This is a genomic window from Desulfuromonas versatilis (genome assembly GCF_019704135.1).
GTDB classification, from domain to species: Bacteria; Desulfobacterota; Desulfuromonadia; order Desulfuromonadales; family NIT-T3; genus Desulfuromonas_A; species Desulfuromonas_A versatilis.
Genome location: NZ_AP024355.1, coordinates 139204 through 157426, shown reverse-complemented (window position 1 = coordinate 157426; position 18223 = coordinate 139204). Strand labels below are relative to the sequence as shown.

14 protein-coding genes are annotated in these 18223 nt (G+C 61.1%); 10 read left to right on the top strand and 4 right to left on the bottom strand.

The window, feature by feature from the left end:
• The first annotated feature begins 345 nt into the window (after positions 1 to 345).
• Positions 346 to 2070, top strand: coding sequence for an acyl-CoA carboxylase subunit beta (locus DESUT3_RS00645; protein WP_221250541.1), 1725 nt, complete (start codon positions 346 to 348; stop codon positions 2068 to 2070).
• Between the two features lie 60 nt (positions 2071 to 2130).
• Complete coding sequence (locus tag DESUT3_RS00640; RefSeq protein WP_221252422.1) at positions 2131 to 5007, top strand: biotin/lipoyl-containing protein; 2877 nt, start codon at positions 2131 to 2133, stop codon at positions 5005 to 5007.
• A gap of 119 nt (positions 5008 to 5126) precedes the next feature.
• Here DESUT3_RS00640 and DESUT3_RS00635 read toward each other — a convergent pair whose 3' ends face one another.
• From DESUT3_RS00635 to DESUT3_RS00620, 4 genes are all read right to left on the bottom strand, one after another.
• Positions 5127 to 5339, bottom strand: a complete 213-nt coding sequence (locus tag DESUT3_RS00635) for a hypothetical protein (RefSeq protein WP_221250540.1) — start codon at positions 5337 to 5339, stop codon at positions 5127 to 5129.
• 393 nt (positions 5340 to 5732) lie between these two features.
• Entirely contained in the window at positions 5733 to 6569 is an 837-nt protein-coding gene (locus DESUT3_RS00630) for a menaquinone biosynthesis family protein (RefSeq protein WP_221250539.1), read from the bottom strand.
• The gene (mqnB, locus tag DESUT3_RS00625) at positions 6566 to 7312 is read right to left on the bottom strand and encodes a futalosine hydrolase (RefSeq protein ID WP_221250538.1); all 747 of its coding nucleotides are present in this window, start codon (positions 7310 to 7312) and stop codon (positions 6566 to 6568) included. The genes DESUT3_RS00630 and mqnB overlap by 4 nt, the downstream gene beginning before the upstream one ends.
• Positions 7313 to 7409: 97 nt before the next feature.
• The gene (locus tag DESUT3_RS00620; protein ID WP_221250537.1) at positions 7410 to 8492 is read right to left on the bottom strand and encodes a hypothetical protein; all 1083 of its coding nucleotides are present in this window, start codon (positions 8490 to 8492) and stop codon (positions 7410 to 7412) included.
• A 635-nt stretch (positions 8493 to 9127) separates the two neighbouring features.
• Between DESUT3_RS00620 and DESUT3_RS00615 the strand changes: the two genes are divergently transcribed.
• The 8 genes from DESUT3_RS00615 to DESUT3_RS00580 all read left to right on the top strand — a co-directional run bounded on the left by DESUT3_RS00615 (position 9128) and on the right by DESUT3_RS00580 (position 18113).
• Complete coding sequence (locus DESUT3_RS00615) at positions 9128 to 9688, top strand: helix-turn-helix domain-containing protein (protein WP_221250536.1); 561 nt, start codon at positions 9128 to 9130, stop codon at positions 9686 to 9688.
• 162 nt (positions 9689 to 9850) lie between these two features.
• Complete coding sequence (gene scpA, locus DESUT3_RS00610) at positions 9851 to 11995, top strand: methylmalonyl-CoA mutase (RefSeq protein ID WP_221250535.1); 2145 nt, start codon at positions 9851 to 9853, stop codon at positions 11993 to 11995.
• Positions 11996 to 12157: 162 nt separating this feature from the next.
• Complete coding sequence (gene meaB, locus DESUT3_RS00605; RefSeq protein ID WP_221250534.1) at positions 12158 to 13138, top strand: methylmalonyl Co-A mutase-associated GTPase MeaB; 981 nt, start codon at positions 12158 to 12160, stop codon at positions 13136 to 13138.
• A gap of 62 nt (positions 13139 to 13200) precedes the next feature.
• Complete coding sequence (gene mce, locus DESUT3_RS00600) at positions 13201 to 13608, top strand: methylmalonyl-CoA epimerase (RefSeq protein WP_221250533.1); 408 nt, start codon at positions 13201 to 13203, stop codon at positions 13606 to 13608.
• Positions 13609 to 13833: 225 nt separating this feature from the next.
• Positions 13834 to 14331, top strand: coding sequence for a peroxiredoxin family protein (locus DESUT3_RS00595; protein WP_221250532.1), 498 nt, complete (start codon positions 13834 to 13836; stop codon positions 14329 to 14331).
• 348 nt (positions 14332 to 14679) lie between these two features.
• A complete protein-coding gene (locus tag DESUT3_RS00590; RefSeq protein WP_221250531.1) occupies positions 14680 to 14826 on the top strand; it encodes a YgdI/YgdR family lipoprotein in 147 nt (48 codons plus the stop codon).
• 81 nt (positions 14827 to 14907) lie between these two features.
• A complete protein-coding gene (locus tag DESUT3_RS00585; protein ID WP_221250530.1) occupies positions 14908 to 16191 on the top strand; it encodes an alginate export family protein in 1284 nt (427 codons plus the stop codon).
• 128 nt (positions 16192 to 16319) lie between these two features.
• Positions 16320 to 18113 carry an FG-GAP repeat domain-containing protein gene (locus DESUT3_RS00580; RefSeq protein WP_221250529.1) on the top strand — a complete coding sequence of 598 codons (1794 nt, stop codon included), beginning with the start codon at positions 16320 to 16322 and terminating at the stop codon, positions 18111 to 18113.
• The last annotated feature ends 110 nt before the right edge of the window (positions 18114 to 18223 follow it).

The window sequence follows — 18223 nt, the reverse complement described above, 5'->3', positions numbered from 1 at the left end:
GATTCACAAAACCCGATTTTATTTCTGAATTCACCGGGATATGCGATTCATCCAGCGGCGCTTCCAAGGCCTTCCCGGAAACCCCGGGGAACTTGCCGAGATAGCTAAGTGGTTTCGGTAGCAGTCAAAAATGTCTTTCGAGACATCTGTTGTTTTTTATCCTAAATAAAAAATTTGCTTGACAATTTGATGAGATTTTTGTTTTGTAGCGGGGTGCTCGAGAAACATCGTTTTAAGCTTTTTCGCCTTCACAGCAAGCTGTTGCAGTCATCAGGCAGAGCGGTCGACGGTGCCTGACGCCGCTTTCCGGGAGACCAATTCTCACTCATCAGAGGGATACGCGAGATGTCCAAAAAAACGATTAAACCATCACTGAAGAACCCTTTGGCCACAGCAGAAAAAGTCGAATTCACCATTCCCGGGGAGATCGCCGGCAAGACCGGCCCGTATGAAGAAGTCATGAAGGAAGGCCACGACCTGATCGAGCGCCCGATCAAATCGGTCCAGGTCAGCCAGATCGAGAAGCAGCACTTCAAGAACCGCATGACCGTCTGGGAGCGGATCAAGGTCCTCACCGAGAGCGAGCCGAACATCCTGTTCCAGAACTGGGGCAAGAACCTCGACGGCGCCTCGCTGGTCACCGGCATCCTCAACGTCAACGGCCGCGACGTGGCCCTCTACGGCCATGACTTCACCGTGCGCGCCGGTTCCATCGACGCCACCAACGGCCAGAAGCTGGCCCGTCTCATGTACATGGCCGGCGAGAAGGGGATCCCGCTGATCGGCATGAACGACTCGGCCGGCGCCTTCGTCCCCGCCGGGGTCGGCGGCCTCGACGGCTACGCCGAGGCCTTTACCGCCTTGCGCAAGATCAGCGGCGTGGTCCCCTCGATCATGTGCATGTTCGGCTTCAACGCCGGCGGCGGCTCCTACCTGCCGCGCCAGGGCAGCTTCGTCATCCAGCCCGAGGACACCTTCTTCGGCCTGACCGGCCCCGGCGTGGTCAAGTCGGTGCTCGGCGAGGACATCACCCCCGAGGAGCTCGGCGGCCCCAAGGTCCACAGCGCCTCGGGCGTCACCGACCTGGCCGTGGCCGATGAAACCGCCGCCCTGCGCACCGCGGTGCGCCTGCTCAGCTACATCCCCGACAACAACTTCAGCATGGCCCCCTTCCAGGAGACCAGCGATCCGCTCGACCGCAAGACCTGGGAGATCAACACCCTGCTGAAAAAGGCCTTCAACTCGCCGACCGGGTTCAACACCCCCTTCGACGTCTCGATCATCATCCAGCAGATCTGCGACCACGGCGACTATTTCGAAATCCAGCCGACCCGCGCCCGCGAGGCGATCACCGCCTTCGGCCGCCTCGGCGGCAACGTGGTCGGTTTCGTCGCCAACAACTCGGCGGTCGCCTCGGGCCAGATCGACTGCGACTCGGCGCTGAAGATCGCCCGCTTCGTGCGTTTCTGCAACATCTACAACATCCCGCTGATCTTCATGGAAGACACCACCGGCTTCCTCCCCGGTCGCGAGCAGGAAGCCCGCGGCATCGTCCAGGCCGGCCGCTCGATGCTCGACTCGATCGTCGACGTGCGCACCCCGCGCATCCTGCTGATCCTGCGCAACGCCTTCGGCGGCGCCTACGCCTCTTACAACAACTACCCCACCGGCGCCGACCTGGTGCTGGCCCTGCCCACCACCCGCCTGGCGGTCATGGGCCCGGCCGGCAAGGAGTTCGTCTACAAGAACGAGCTGCGCAAGATCCGCGGCACCGTGGCCGACATGGTCAAGAAAGGCGCCGCCGAGCGCATCGCCGCCGGCATGGACGGGGTGGACGCCAAAAAGGACGCCGAGAAGGAGGCCGCCGAGTGGCTCAAGGCCGAGGAGGGCGCTCTCAACCTGCGCTACGAGAAGGAACTGATGAATCCCAAGGAAGGTCTCGCGCTGGGCTCCATCTCCTCCATCGTCATGCCGACCGACCTGCGCGAGGTGCTCGGCAAAAACATGAACTTCCTGCTGCGCCACTACAAGCCCTGCGCCTGGCAGGCGGTGCAGCGCGAATTCCATTAATCGGCTGGAGGAGTTAATTGAATGAAGGCGAATAAAGATTTCGATCTGGAGATAAAACCCATGGCACAGACCACCGACCTGTACAGCAACAATCCGCTGATCCACCGCGATCGCCGCTTGGGCCTGTCCTCCTCCGAGTGGGTCCGCTCCTTCTCCTGCGTGGAGCTCAAGCCGCTGATCGTCTGCCGCGGGCCGATCCGCATGGAGGCGATGACCGTCTACGAAGAGATGGGGATCAGCCACTACGGGATCCTGCTCTCGGAAAAGGACTCCATCGTCTATCCCAACGCCCTGTCGCCCGAGCTGCGCAAGCTCACCGACAACAACCGCGTGCACCGGGTGCCCGACTACACCGGGGCCAGCAAGGAAGAGCGCGTCGAGCGCATCGGCCAGATCATCCAGATCGCCAAGGACAACGGCTACGACTCGATCTTCGCCGGCTACGGCTTCATGGCCGAGGATGACGAGTTCGTCGCCGCCATCGAAAAGGCCGGTCTCAAGTTCATCGGTCCCTGCTCGGCCACCCAGCGCGGCGCCGGTAAAAAGGACGAGGCCAAGCGCACCGCGCTCACGGTCAACGTTTCGGTCACCCCGGGCATCGACAACGTCACCGCCCGCACCCTGATCAAGAAGCACCCCAGCCGCGAGGCGCTGGTGGCGGTGGTCAAGGCCGAGGGGCTGAAGGTCGACAAAAAGGTCCTCGACAACAAGAAGCTCTCCCTCGAGGAGCTGGCCGACAAGATCCTCATGGCCTCCTACGAAAAGGGCCTCGACCTGTTCTCCATCGAGGAGCTCTGCCAGCAGGTCAAGACCGAATGCGCCGAGATGTTCAAAAACTACCCGGGCAGCCGCATCCGCCTCAAGGCCATCGGTGGCGGCGGCGGCAAAGGCCAGCGCATCCTCGGCGCCTCGCTGCTGACCAAGAAAAACCCCAGCGCCGCCGATATCGAGAAAGCCGCCGCCAACGCCCCGGGCCTGGTGCGCGAGGTGCTTGGCGAGGTCAAGGCCACCGGCGTCGGCGACAACAAGAACGTGCTGATCGAGCTCAACATCGAGCAGACCCGCCACAACGAGATCCAGCTGCTCGGCAACGGCGACTGGTGCATCGCCCTGGGCGGCCGCGACTGCTCGCTGCAGATGCACGAGCAGAAGCTGCTCGAGATCTCCGTCACCCAGGAAGGGCTCGCCCACGAGATCGACCAAGCCAAGAAGGCCGGGCTCAAGGCCCAGGTCAAGGCGCTGGAGTCCGACCTCAAGGTCCTCAAGCGCATGGAGGAGGAGTCCGAGCGCTTCGGCAAGGCCGTCGGCCTCGACTCGGCCTCGACCTTCGAGTGCATCGTCGACCGCGACCGCCACTACTTCATGGAGGTCAACACTCGCATCCAGGTCGAGCACCGGGTCACCGAGTTGGTCTACAGCCTCAAGTTCACCAACCCCAAGGACAAGAACGACTTCTTCGTCGTCGAGTCGCTGGTCGAGGCCATGGCCCTGCTCGCTCTGCACAAAGAGCGCCTGCCCCGCCCCGAGCGGATTGCCCGTTTCGGCGCCGGCGCCGAGGCCCGTCTCAACGCCACCGACTGCTCCCTTTCGCCGAGCGCCGGCGGGGTGATCCGCTACTGGTCCACCCCCATCGAGGGCGAGATCCGCGACGACCAGGGGATCTGCATCCCCAACCCCGACACCGGGCTGTTCATGCGCTACACCCTGGCCGGGGCCTACGACTCCAACATCGCCCTGCTGCTCACCAAGGGTGAGGACCGCCTCGATAGCTACAACCACTTGGCCAAGGTCCTGCGCTCCACCGTGCTGCGCGGCACCAACCTGGCCACCAACCTCGAGTTCCATTACGGGCTGGTCAACTGGTTCCTCGGCCAGAACGTCATGGCCAAGCCGACCACCCGCTTCGTCGTCCCCTACCTGACCCTGGTCGGCAAGCTCAAGGAAGAGGCCAACAAGCTCGACGTAGTCTTCGCCTTCCTGGCGATGAAAAAGCACTTCGCCAAGCTCTACGCCGGCGATCCCGAGGTCGCCAAGAGCGTCTCGGAGATTCTCGACCGCAAAGGGACCCTGCTGACCCGGCCGATGGAGGTTCTGCTCAAGGATCCCCACCTGCTTGCCGGCTGGCTGAGCATCAACAAGAAGAACTTCAAGCTCGAAAAAGGCAAACTGGTCTGGCTGCGCAACCCGCTGGTGGTGCTCGAGGAGACCTACGAGTACCTGAACATGAGCTTCGACCCGGCGCGCCCTTCCGCCGAGGTGATCTGGTCGCACGACAACGAACTGCTGCAGAACGCCCTGCAGTTCTACGCCGACCTGCGCGAGAAGTTCGGCCTGGCCAAGGAAGACTACGCCAAGCTCAACGACATGCTCGGCAAGGACAAGCCCCAGGGGGGCTTCGACAAGGAGACCTGGGAAAAGATCCAGGCGGCCCACCAGGGCTACGAGATCGGCAACGAACTGTTCGGCATCCTGTTCCTGATCGCCGACCGCACCGAGTTCTTTGATTTCCGCGTCGAGGACGACCTCGAGGTCACCATCCCCGGCTACCTGACCGACCCCGACCTGCAAGCGGCCATGAAGAAGGTGCTGGTGCCGCCGCCGGCCACCAAGGCCGACGAGATCGTCACCCCGGGCGGCGGCATGTATTACGCCCAGGAGGCCCCGGGGCTACCCGCCTTCGTCAAGGAAGGAGAGCACTTCGAAAAGGGCCAGCCCCTGTTCATCCTCGAAGTCATGAAGATGTTCAACAAGGTCCCCGCCCCATTCTCCGGGACCGTCGACAAGATCCTCATCGACGGCACCGAGGGGATCATCGTGCAGAAGGGCCAGCCGATCTTCAAGGTCACCCCGGACGAGAAGTTCGTCGAGGTCGATCCCAAGGAGCTGGAAAAGATGAAGCGCGAGACCACCGGCAAGTACCTTGAGGCGATTCTGTAAGCATTCAGGGGAAAAAATCCGCTTTACCGCAAAACGCAAAAGCCCTGCCGTAACCCGGCAGGGCTTTTGCGTTGCAGCGCTTTTTTCGACGGTTGTGGCGGTTTCAGCCGGGGCGGGTATCAGGCTACCAGGCAGTAATCGTCGCCTTCAACACATTCGGTGATGGCTCCCAGAAACGATTTGTCCTGAGCGTCCCGAACCACTTCCATCATGCCGTGGTTCACCGACCAGAGAGTTCCGCAGATCGAACACTCGTTAAGGTTTTCTGCGAATCCCTCGGTGTAAAGATCCATTCCCGAAATTTTATGGCTTTTGCAGACAGGGCACCTCATGGCGATTCTCCTTTCCCCCGATATGGTCAAAACTAACACTAAGCGTAGTCAGTATACCGTCTGAAATTTTGGCAGCAACAAAAAAATTCTGATTTCCTATTATAAAACAATATGTTACACGTCGGGCCTGTTTTGCTCTGCATACCGAAAGTTTAAAATGTCACTAAATTATATTTTTTCAACCCGGCTTTCCAAGCGACAATGCCTTGAAATTATTCAAGTTAATTCCACGGCCAGGAATATACCGATATTTTAAATGAATCAGGTCCAACCCAGCCATTCTGCCGGGGTTGATGGGCAGGCCAGGAAAAAAAATTGCAAAAAAATGCAACAAGGCCTTGCCAAACAGAAGTTTTCAGGGGGAGTGTACGCCGGAACGGCGGTTTCGGGGGGTCAATCGACAAACAGGGGCAACTGGCAGGAGGGGATGATGCCGCGCCGCTCGGCACGCTGAAACAGCTCTTCGATCGCCGCCTGGCCAGCGACACCGAGATCGAGGGAAAACTCGTTGACATACAGCCCGATATGGCTTTCGATCACCGGATCGGACAGCTCCTGGGAGTGGCGCTTGATATAGCCTTTGGTTTCTTCGGGGTGGGCAAAGGCATACTCGATGCTGCTCCGGATGGCGCCGTCGATGCGGGAGATCAGCTCGGGGCCGAGGGAGCGCCGGGCCAGGATTCCGCCCAGGGGGATGGGATGACCCGTTTCCCGCTCCCACCAGGCTCCCAGGTCCGCCACCTGAACCAGCCCGTAGGAGGGGAAGGTAAAGCGCGACTCGTGGATGATCACCCCGGCATCCACCTCCCCGCGCTGCACCGCTGCCATGATCCGGTCGAAGGGCATGATCGAAGTGTTCTCGTAGCCGGCGCCGTAGAGCTGAAGCAGCAGGTTGGCGGTGGTCAACTCCCCCGGGATGGCAATTGTGCAGCCGCGCAGCGCCTCCATGGAAGCGGCCTGGCGGGTGACGACCAGCGGCCCGCAGCCCCGGCCGAGGGCACCGCCGCTGCGCAGCAGGGCGTAGTCCCGGCGCAGATGCCCCAGGGCGTGATAGGAGATCTTGGTCAGGTCGAGCACCGCATCGAGGGCCAGGCGGTTAAGAGTCTCGACATCCTCAAGGCGCTCCCGCAATTGAATACCCTCCAGGGGAATCCGGCCGTGGACGAGGGCATAGAAGATAAAGGTGTCGTTGGGGCAGGGGGAATAGCCCAGGCTCAGGGTCCGCGTCATGCCGTCTCCTTGACCAGGGGCCAGTGTGCGAGCAGGGTCTGGACGGCCAACTGGGCATTGCGGGCCGCCAGCTTGAGATCCCAGCGCTTCATGTCCCGATCTTCCACCAGGTTGGAAATGCCGCGCAGAGCGACCAGCGGAGTGTCATACAACGCGCACTGCTGGGCCACGGCGGCGCCTTCCATGTTTTCGCAGATCCCGCCGGTGCGCTCGGCCAGCTCCCAGCCCAGCCGCTCTAGTCCCGAGCAGCTCGATACGGTCACCAGCGGCCCCACCGCCATTTTGCACCCCTGGGCCAGAGCGAAGTCGGCCAGCAGGCGCCTGGCGGACCCGAGCAGCTGGCCATCGACGGGAAAACGGTTGAACAGCCGACGCCCGCCTTTTTCCAGCAGGGGAAACCCTAGCTGCTCCATGTCCAGAAACCCCGCGGGAGCGATCACCCCCTCATCGCCGAACACCTCTTCGTTGGCCAGGGCCAGGTCGCCCACCCGCAGCCCGCTGCCGGGATAGGCCCCGCCGCAGCCGAAGTTGATCACCGCTGCGGGGCGCAGCTTTTCGAGAAGCGCTTGGGTCGCCGCGGCGGCGCCGGCCTTGCCGACCCCGCTGTGCAGCAGTGCTACCGGCCGGCCGGAAAGCCGCCCCTGCAGCAGTTCGCGGCGGCCGCATTCACGCACCTCGCAGGGAAACAGCTGCTGACGCAGCAGTTCGGTTTCCATCGGTACGGCGGCGATAAGAGCGAGCATGGGGGGAGAAGTTCGGGGTTGGAGGCTCGAGGTTCGGTGTTCCGGGTTCAAGAATTTTCAACCGCGAACGCGGAACAGCGAACGTCGAACAGGTTTTTCAGGGCTTGTACCATCCGACCCGGATGAGATCGCGGCGCAGGTCGGCCCCCTGATTGCGGACCATGCCGGCGTACCAGAACCGCTCCTGGCTGGCCGGAAGGGCCAGGGGCGGATCGAGCCGCTTGCGCCGGTCGACCAGGTTTTTCTGCAGCTTGGCGTCCGCATCGGCGATGATGTCGAGGATCTTGTGCTGCAGCGCAGAGGAAATCCCCTCGATGACGAACTGGATCATGTCCCGCAGCTTGAGTCCCTCCCGGTATTCCCAGAGGTCCCCGGTGAAGCCCGTCTCGCATTCGCCGACGAAGTCGTTCCAGTCGAGCAGGAGACTGCCGAAATCCTCCTCGGCGAACAGGGAAAACTCCTCGTGGGAGAGAAGCCGCTCCTCGATCAGGTCCTGCTCCTTCTTGGACAGGAAGAAGGACAGATTATCCTCCACCGGATACATGTCGAGCAGATCCGTCAAATCGGCACAGAAATTATCATAATCGAGCTCGACTTCGCCCATCGAGCGGAAAGGCTCGGGAAGGGTGCCGCGAGCGTGGCAGAGCAGCGAAAGGTGGTCATGGCCGAAATCGGTGGGGAACAGCTGCTCGGGGTTGTGCCGCAGACCGTTGCGGGAGAAAAGATCCATGGCTCGGATGTGGTTCCCGGTGAAACAGGTGAAGACCTTTTCTTCCGAATAAAAAATTTCCATCCCCGCCCGGTTGTTGGCCAGGCCGAAACCGACAAAGCCGTCGTGAATCAGGCGCGGCAGGTACGGAGCGATGGTATCCAGGATCTCGGAGGTCTCCAGGTAGGGCGAGTAATAGATGACGGGCGAGGGCTGTTCGTCCGCCTGGGCCTGCATCTCCTCCTGATAGAACTCGAGGATGAAGAACGACTCTTCGGGCAGGCTCTGCGCCATGGAGCGAAACAGGGGCTCGACCTTGTGGGAGCCAACCATGGCACTGAAGCGGAAGGAGTCGGTGGAATTCTCCAGGGGAGAGAAGCTATAACCTTCGGCAATGCGGCGGGTGCGTCCCTGGCCCTCGTTTGGCCAGAGGCGAATCCCCAATGGAAAATCAAAGTTTTTTCTGGACAAGCAGCGATCCTTTGAGCCGTTTGCAAAAGTCGGAATTGTCATTTGATATGAGATCAAGCGAAAACGTTCTGCGCAAGGATGAGGAGCAAAATCGCCGGAAGCGTGGCAATAGCCACATAGAGGACGATTTTTCGACCAAGACGCCGCGCAGGGCGTTGGCAGCCGATCGCAATAGATTTCGACTTTTGCAAGAGGCTCCTAATAAAAGGGATTCACGGGCGTGGCCGGATGAGCCGGGTCATGTCCTAAGTACCCTGCCCCTGCCCGTGCGGCAGAATTTCGTACAGGGTAGAACCTAGTGGATTTGGCCGGAAAAGTCAATACGGGGGGCAGGCGCAGGAGGGCGATGACGACATATCAGAGCTGCAGCGCACTCCCCCCGGAAAAAGTCCCAGGGATGCTGTTCGGAGTCGGCCGGATAATTTCCGATTTAAAACGAAATTTGACTCTGGAAAAAAACCTGTCCCATCTCCTGATTTTCACCCGGCAGGAGGAAAACCAGCCCAGACAGTGAGCCTAAAATTTAGGGTGTTCTTTTTATCGAAAATAAATTATTCTTATTGACAAACCAACGAGATTCTGTATATATCCAACTCTCAATAAAACTATTTTTTATTTTTTACCAGAGCTGGCATATGGATTTCAACATCGGGTCGAAAATCAAAAAATTGCGCAAGGCCCGCAAACTCACCCTGCAGGACGTGGCCCGCGAAACCGGCTTTTCCCCGGCGCTGATTTCGCAGATCGAAAACAACAACGTCTCCCCTCCCATCGCCACCCTCTCCAAGATCGCGCGTTTTTTCGACGTGAAGATGGGGCACTTTTTCGAGGACGAGGAGGAGGAGCGCAAGTTCGAGGTCGTCAAGCGCGGCGAACGGCGGGTGGTCAGCCGGGTCATCTCCAAGGCCGGCACCGGCCACGGCTACACCTACGAGGCGCTCTCCTTCCGCAAGCGCAACAAGAAGATGGAACCGTTCATGGTGACGGTCTCCGAACGTGCCGGCGAGGAAACCCTCTACAATCATGACGGCGAGGAGTTCCTGTTGATCCTCAAAGGCCGCGCCGAGGTGCTGCTCGACGAGGAACGGCTGATTCTCGAGGAGGGGGATGCGGTCTATTTCGACTCCTCCCTGCGCCACCGCCTGCTCTCCTACGACGGCGAGGAGGTCCAGGTCTTGGCGGTGGTCACCCGCTGAAGCGCGGCGGGCGGGCTGGCCAGCAGCGGACAGTGATTCACCGGACAGGCAGCGAAGAGGATCGCCCGGACGGGTCGGTCCTCCCTTGATTTTCGAGGCTTCCGGCGGGCCGTAGGCCAGGCCGGGACAACAACGTGAAGCTCAGCAAACGAGGGTCAAACTATGAGTGATTTCAAGAAAAAAGCTCTGCCCGACTGGGAGTCGCTGGTCCGGAAGGAAATCAAGTCCGACGACCTCTCCCGGCTGAACTGGGACACCCCCGAGGGGATCCAGGTCAAGCCCCTCTACACCCGGGCCGACACCGAAAACCTGGAGACCGCCGACACCCTGCCGGGCATCGCCCCCTTCGTGCGCGGGCCGATGGCGTCCATGTACGCCGGCCGCCCCTGGACGGTGCGCCAGTACGCCGGCTTTTCCACCGCCGAGGAGTCCAACGCCTTCTACAAGCGCAACCTCGCCGCCGGCCAGCAGGGGCTTTCAGTCGCCTTCGACCTGGCCACCCACCGCGGCTACGATTCTGACCACCCGCGAGTGGTCGGCGACGTCGGCAAGGCCGGGGTGGCCATCGACTCGGTGGAGGACATGAAGATCCTCTTCGACAGCATCCCCCTCGACCAGGTCTCGGTGTCGATGACCATGAACGGCGCGGTGCTGCCGATCATGGCCAACTACATCGTCGCCGCCGAGGAGCAAGGGGTCAAACAGGAGCAGCTCGCCGGGACCATCCAGAACGACATCCTCAAGGAGTTCATGGTCCGCAACACCTACATCTACCCGCCCGAGCCTTCGATGCGGATCATCTCCGACATCATCGACTACACCAGCAAGTACATGCCGCGCTTCAACTCGATCTCCATCTCCGGCTACCACATCCAGGAGGCCGGCGCCAATGCGGCGCTCGAGCTGGCCTTCACCCTGGCCGACGGCCTCGAGTACGTCAAGGCCGCCCTGGCCCGCGGGCTCGACATCGACGCCTTCGCGCCGCGGCTCTCCTTCTTCTTCGGCATCGGCATGAACTTCTTCATGGAAGCCGCCAAGCTGCGCGCCGCCCGCTTCCTCTGGGCGAAGCTGATCAGCCGCTTCAACCCGAAGAACCCCAAGTCGCTGATGCTGCGCACCCACTGCCAGACCTCGGGGTGGAGCCTCACCGAGCAGGACCCCTACAACAACGTCATCCGCACCACCCTCGAGGCGCTGGCCGCGGTGCTCGGCGGCACCCAGTCGCTGCACACCAACGCTCTGGACGAGGCGATCGCCCTGCCCACCGACCAGTCGGCGCGCATCGCCCGCAACACCCAGCTGATCATCCAGGAGGAGACCGGCATCACCAAGGTCGTCGATCCTCTGGGCGGCTCCTACTACGTCGAGTCGCTGACCGCTTCGCTGATCGAGGAGGCACAGAAGATTCTGGACGAGATCGATGCCCTCGGCGGCATGACCAAGGCCATCGAGTCGGGGATGCCCAAGCTGCGCATCGAGGAGTCGGCCGCCAAGAAGCAGGCCGCCATCGATTCGGGGCGCGACGTCATCGTCGGCGTCAACAAGTACAAGCTGGCCAAGGAAGATCCCATCGAGACCCTCGACATCGACAACACCGTGGTGCGCGAGTCGCAGATCGCCCGGCTCCAGAAGATGCGCGCCGGCCGCGACGAAGCCGCCTGCCAAAAGGCGCTTGCCGCCATCACCGCGGCATGCCAGAATGGCAAGGAGAACCTGCTCGGCCTCTGTGTCGAAGCCGCACGCCAGCGCGCCTCGGTGGGTGAGATCTCCGATGCCATGGAGAAGGTCTTCGGCCGCCACCGGGCGGAAATCAAGCTGGTCTCGGGAGCTTACGGATCCGTGGTGGAATCGGACAAGGACTTCGCCGAACTGAAAAAGCGCATCGACGCCTTCGCCGCCGGCGAGGGACGCCGCCCGCGCATCCTCATCGCCAAGATGGGCCAGGACGGCCACGATCGCGGCGCCAAGGTGGTGGCCACCGCCTACGCCGACGTCGGCTTCGACGTCGATGTGGGCCCGCTCTTCCAGACGCCGGAAGAGGCCGCCAAGATGGCCGTGGAGAACGACGTCCACGTGGTCGGCGTATCCAGCCTCGCCGCCGGGCACAAGACCCTGGTGCCGCAGCTCGCCGCCGAACTGAAAAAACTCGGCGCCGAGGACATCGTCATCGTCTGCGGCGGGGTCATCCCCCGCCAGGACTACGAGGCCCTCTACGCCGCCGGCGCCTCCCGCATCTTCGGACCGGGCACCCCGATCACCATCTCGGCCGGCGAGACCCTCGAGGCGATCGAGGAAAAACGCTCGTAGGGGCGAATACATTATTCGCCCGCGGCATGTGCCCTCCCCCTTTCCGACAGGGGGAAATCAACGGGAGACAACGGGCGATCACAAGGATCGCCCCTACAATGCATTCGTTAGGAAGGGGCGGGTTTAAGACCCGCCCCTTTCCGGTTCAGAGACCTTGACTTTATGATCAAACTCCACGACATCGCCGAGGGGGTCAAAAAAGGTCAGCTGCGCGCCCTGGCCAAGGCCATCACCCTGGTCGAGAGCCGCAATATCGACCACTCGGTCGCCGCCACCACCCTGCTCGACGAACTGCTGCCCGCCTCGGGCAACTCCATCCGCCTCGGCATCTCCGGCGTCCCCGGCGCCGGCAAGAGCACCATCATCGAGGCCCTCGGCCTGCACCTGACAGGCCTCGGCCACAAGGTGGCGGTACTCGCCGTCGACCCCACTTCGCAGCTCTCGGGGGGCAGCATCCTCGGCGACAAGACCCGCATGGAGGCTCTTTCCCGCGACCCCAACGCCTTCATCCGCCCCTCCCCCTCCGGAGACACCCTCGGCGGGGTCGCCCGCAAGACCCGCGAAACCATGCTCGTCTGCGAGGCCGCCGGCTACGATGTGATCATCGTCGAGACCGTCGGCGTCGGCCAATCGGAGATCACCGTCGCCTCCATGGTCGATTTCTTCATGCTGCTGCAGCTGCCGGGAGCCGGCGACGAGCTGCAGGGGATCAAAAAAGGGGTCATGGAGATCGCCGACGCCATCTTCATCAACAAGGCCGAAGGGGACAATCGCCCCAAGGCCGAACTGGCCCGACAGCAGTACCTCAACGCCCTGCACCTGCTCAAACCCAAGAGCACCAATTGGCAGGTACCGGTTCGGCTCTGCAGTGCCCTGCACAAGCAGGGGATCGCCGAAGCCTGGCAGACCGTGCACGATTTCACCCAGGCGATGAAGGCCAGCGGCGAATTCGAACAGAAACGCCGCCTGCAGGCCACCGACTGGATGTGGACCCTGACCATGAACGATCTGAAAGATCTGTTTATGCACGATCGGAACGTCGCCGCCCTGCTCACCCAGATGCAGCAGGCAGTGGCGCAGGGGATCACAACCCCGGGGGCCGCCTCCCGGCGCCTCATCGAGGTCTTCAAAAGAGGGCATTGAAAATCATGGGGCCTGGAAATTTTAATCCCAACCTAACCGTTTGCTTACAAAAAGGGGACACCATGACCAGAAAAATCAATCACATCGGTATCGCGGTAAAAAGTCTCGAGACTGCTCTCCCCCTCTACCGGGACGTTTTCGGCATGACTTTCGAGGGAACCGAAGAAGTCGCCGAACAGAAAGTCCGTGTGGCCTTCCTCGCCATCGGCGAATCCCGCATCGAATTGCTCGAACCCACTTCAGCAGATTCTCCGGTGGCCAAATTTCTGGAAAAAAATGGCGAGGGCATTCATCACCTCGCCTACCAGGTCGAGGATCTCGAACGGGCCCTGGAGCAGCTCAAAGCCGATGGCGTGCGCCTGATCGATGAAAAACCCCGGCGCGGCGCCCACAACAGCCTGATTGCCTTTCTCCACCCCAAGGCAACCGGCGGGGTTCTTACCGAGCTGTGCCAAGCTGCAGACCACTAGCTGCAAAACGCTGTTTGTTTGTCTGCTGCTTGGAGCTTTCATATTTGTTTTCAGACAATTAAATCTTTCATTATTTTTTTGCCTTGACAGCCTGTCAGGAAAAAATATACTGAGATCACTCAAAAATAAAACAGGGTGATGTCTGGCGGGCTTGACTTGGCAGGGGGGATTGCTAGACTGGATTCGATAGACTTTCCAGTTCTGCTTGACCACGGAGGAATCAAGATGAAAAAAACCGCGCTCGCCCTCCTCACCCTCCTCTCGATACTCGCCCTGCCCCCGCTGTCCCTCGCCCTGGAAAAAGGCACCGCCGCTCCCGATTTCGAACTGCCTTCGCTCGAAGGAAAGAAGGTCAGGCTCTCTGACTTCAAGGGCCAGATCATCCTGCTCAAACTGGCCACCACCTGGTGCCCGACCTGCAAGCAGCAGTCGAATGAGTTCCGCCAGGCAGCGGACGACCTGGAAAAGAACAATGTCGCCGTCGTCGAAGTTTTCCTCCAGGACTCCGAGGAAATGATCCGTGAGTACTTCAAGGGGCAGGAATCCACGGTGCCCATCGTCAAACTCATCGATAACGGGCCTGCCCGCAAAGCCTACAACGTGTACCTGATCCCCAGGGTGCTGCTCATCGACCAGGATTTCAAGATCCAACGCGACGGCAGCCTGATCACCGCCTACGACCTTACCCGGCGCATCGAGAAACTTGCGGCAGGCAGCAACTGACGGACCCGCTTTTTTGTTGACAATTGGTAAACGGACTGCAATTTTATTGGCGGTTGTTCATAGAGTGAGTGGCTGTTTTAGCGTTGCGCAAAGGCTACACTGTGGCAAAGAGTCCACAGGCTTACGGATTCATTAAAATATTCGGTATTTGCGATACATTTTTCAATTCCATGTGATTTCAACAGGTTAGCTTCGAGATTTTTTTTTGCCCGAATTTTTAAAAGTCGGCACTGTTGTTGTAGACAGAAAAACAGCGCAGTTGGCTGTCTGTTACATGATGTCAGGTAATCGGTCTTGCTCTAAGGCCACTTGTTCCGACTCATTTTTTGAATGGAAGGAGGTGAAAGGATGAAAAAGCTGATCACTCTGGTTCTGGTTTCCATGCTGGCTCTTTCCCTGTCGGCCTGCGCCACCACGAAAGGTGGTGACAAAGCTCGCGTGAAGTGCCCCGCCTGCGGGTACGAGTTCGAAGTTCCCGCTACTCCGGGCAACTAATCACGCAAGTTGACGCCCTCGGCGGCAGGGACCAAGCCGCAGCAGAGAAACACATCTTTATTTTTCATTCAGGAGGCAAAAGTGAGTAAATTTACCAAGATTCTGGTTGCGTTGCTGGCTACCGCCGCAATGGCGACCCCGGCGCTCGCCATCGACGCCGACTTCAAGGGCTTCTTCCAGGCCCGCGGCATTGCCTACGACAATCTGGATGCTACTGACGTGACGGACGACAACGCCCGCGGCGTCGACCAGCGTTTCCGCCTCTGGACCAACGCCGCCCTCACCGAAAACGTGAAAGCCGTTTTCGCCATCGAGGTCGACAACGTCTGGGGTAGAAGCCCCTTCGGTAAGCGCTCCGGCGGCGACGTCGGTGCGGTCGGGGCCGACGCTACCGGCGCCATCGAGATCAAGCATGTCTACCTCGACTTCAATGTTCCCGAACTCGACACCAAGTTCATCGCCGGTACCCAGGGCTGGGATCAGGGCCGTGGCTACATCATCGGCGACGACGGCGCCGGCCTCAAGGTCATCAAGGCCCTCCCCGGCGTCAACGGCAACCTGGCCCTGTACTGGCTGAAGACCGAAGAAGGCGACAAGTTCGACGACAGCGCCGACGGCGACTACTACAGCGTTCAGATGGACTTCGCTGCTGGCGGCTGGTCGGTCGTTCCCTTCATCGGCTACTGGGACCGCCAGGACTCCGACCGCGTCGGCTACGTCGGCTTCAGTGTCGACGGCAAAGCAGGCCCCGTGGGTCTGGGCGTTACCCTGATCGCCAACGACTGGAAAGACGGCAACACTGATGGGAATGGTTACGTCGGCTTCGCCAACGCCAGCCTGGCGGCCGGGATGGCCACCTTCGGTGCCGAAATCGGCTACATGGGCGACAGCGACTCCGCCGACGGCCAGTTCGTCGACGTCAGCAACTACAACAACTTCGCCGAAGTCCTGACCGGCGGCAAGTTCGACGGCCGCGGCACCATCGGCGCCCAGGCTGTCAGCGACACCGCCATGAACTGGCTCTACGGCAAACTCACCGCCGGCCTCAAGTTCAACGACAAGCACAGCATGGATTTCGCCTACATCTATGCCGAGTCCGCCGAGGACGGTGCTTTCCGGGTGCCTGACACCATCACCTTCGGCCACGAGGTCGACGCCTACTACAACTGGAACTTCATGAAGGGCCTGTCCCTGACCCTGGGCGGCGGCTACCTCTTCGTTGACGAGGAGTTCGCTCAGGCCAAAGCCTTCGACGCCACCCTGCTGGCCGACGGCAGCAACCTCGCCGCTGCTATCGCTGCTGCGGATGCTGCTTCGGAAGACGACGCTTGGAAGGTCGGTACCGCTCTGACCTACAAGTTCTAAGATTGCCGAACCAAGCTGATTATGCTAATTTCATGGCCGGGCCCTGTGCCCGGCCTCTTTTTTTTCCTTAACGGGGTTGTTCCCGCAACCCAACCCTTATCCGCTCCTTTTGCCAGGAGGTTTGGCCTGTGAAGTTTTTCGGTTTTTGCAGACGGTTGGTCCTTGCCCTGAGCATGGTTTTCCTCCCCCTGGCCGCCCATGCCGGGGTTGCCGAGGACGTGGCACGGGACTTTAAGCCCGTAGCCGGCGTGATAGTCATGCCGGTACAGCAGGAGGGATACCTCATCGACCTGGACGCCTCCAAGGGCCTGCGCACCGGCGACCTGATCGCGGTGGTTCGCCCCGGGGACAAGGTAGTGCACCCCATCACCGGCGAGATGCTCGGCACCCTCGACGAGGTCAAGGGGATCCTCCAGGTCACCCGCATCAAGTCGGGATACTCCTATGCCAGGGCAATCACCGAGGCCACCAGCATCGAACGCGGCGACGCCGTCCGGCGCTTCGAAAACATCTCCGCCACCTTCTGGGACTACACCGGGAAAGGAGAGGCCTTCTTTGCCGATCTGAAGGCCGCCCTGCCGACCCTCGACTGGCAGGACTACAGCTCCGCCCAGCTTAACCGCCCGCAGACCCCGAGCGCCCCAGCGCAGGGAGGCCCACTGCTGATTTTCGTCCTGCAATACAACGAGCTTAGCGTTCGCGGGCCCGGATTCCAGGTGCTGCAGGCCTATCCGGCACCGAGTTCGCTCGTGGCAACAGCGGCTCCCCAGACTGCCCCGCAGCCGACGGTTCAGGCCCCATCCGCCGCGCCTGCGGCCGGCCCCGGCCCGGTTTCCGCACTCCAGCCCGGCGCCATCGTCCGTCCGGCCCCGGCACCCGCCATCTCCGCCGCTCCAGCCGCAGGCGCCATCGTCCGGCAGAAGGCCGAGGCTCCCGAGGGGCTCTGGTACGGTCCCGAATTCACGGACCAGGTCGTCGGCGTGGAAGCTGCCGACCTCGATGGCGACGGCCAACTGGAAATCGCCACCGCCTTCCCCCACCGGATCGAAATCGGGCGAAACAGCGGCGGCCAGTATCAGAGCATTGCCCAGGTGGATCTGGGTTTCGCCCAGAAGGCCATCTCCCTTGACGGAGTCGACCTGGACCAGGACGGCCGCAGCGAACTGTATGTCACCGCCAGCGGAGGGGGAAATCTGGCCTCTCTGGTCGTCGGCCACCAGGGTGGGGCCTACCGGGTGGCGAAGAGCGGCATTTCCATGTACTTCAGGGCCGTCACCCTTCCCGGCGAAGGGCGGGTGTTGCTCGGCCAGCGAATGGGCCCGGGGAAGAACGACTTTTACGGCTCCGTCTTCCGCGTGGTGAACGCCGGCGGGGAACCGGGCGAGGGCGCAGCCGTCGACCTGCCTTCCAAAGCCAACCTGTTCGGGTTCCTCCCCATGCCACCGGCAGGGGGCAAGAAGATCCTGGCTCATCTCACCGAGCGCGACCGGCTGCAGGTTCTCACCACCGTCGGGGACCTTCTCTGGGAGGGTGAAGAGCGCTTCGGCGGAAGCGAGGCCTTCATCGAGCGACCTGATCCCACGCTGCGCTCCGAAACCCTGATCAACACCCGCAACGTGTTCCCCCAGGTGCGCATCGAACCCGGCCCCCAAGGCGAGATCCTGGTTCCGGCCAACGAGGGATCGCGCCTCTTCGGCCAGAGCCGCCAATACAAGAAAAGCCGCCTGGTGGCCATGGCCTGGGACGGCCACACCCTGCGCGAGGCCTGGCACACCCAGCCCCAGGAAGGCTACATGGCCGACTTCCGGCTCGCCGACTACGACAACGACGGCAAACTTGAGGTCCTGACCGGTGTGGTCTTCTCTCGGGAAGGGATTTCCTCCAAGGGCCGTTCGGTCCTGATCGGCTACGAGTTGAATTGACCGCTTCGATCCCCGGTCAAAAGCTTCGAAAAACAGCCCGGCTTATGTCGGGCTGTTTTTTGCCTGCCCTTCGGAATTTTTTTCGGTTTCTGCAATCCAAACCGATTTAC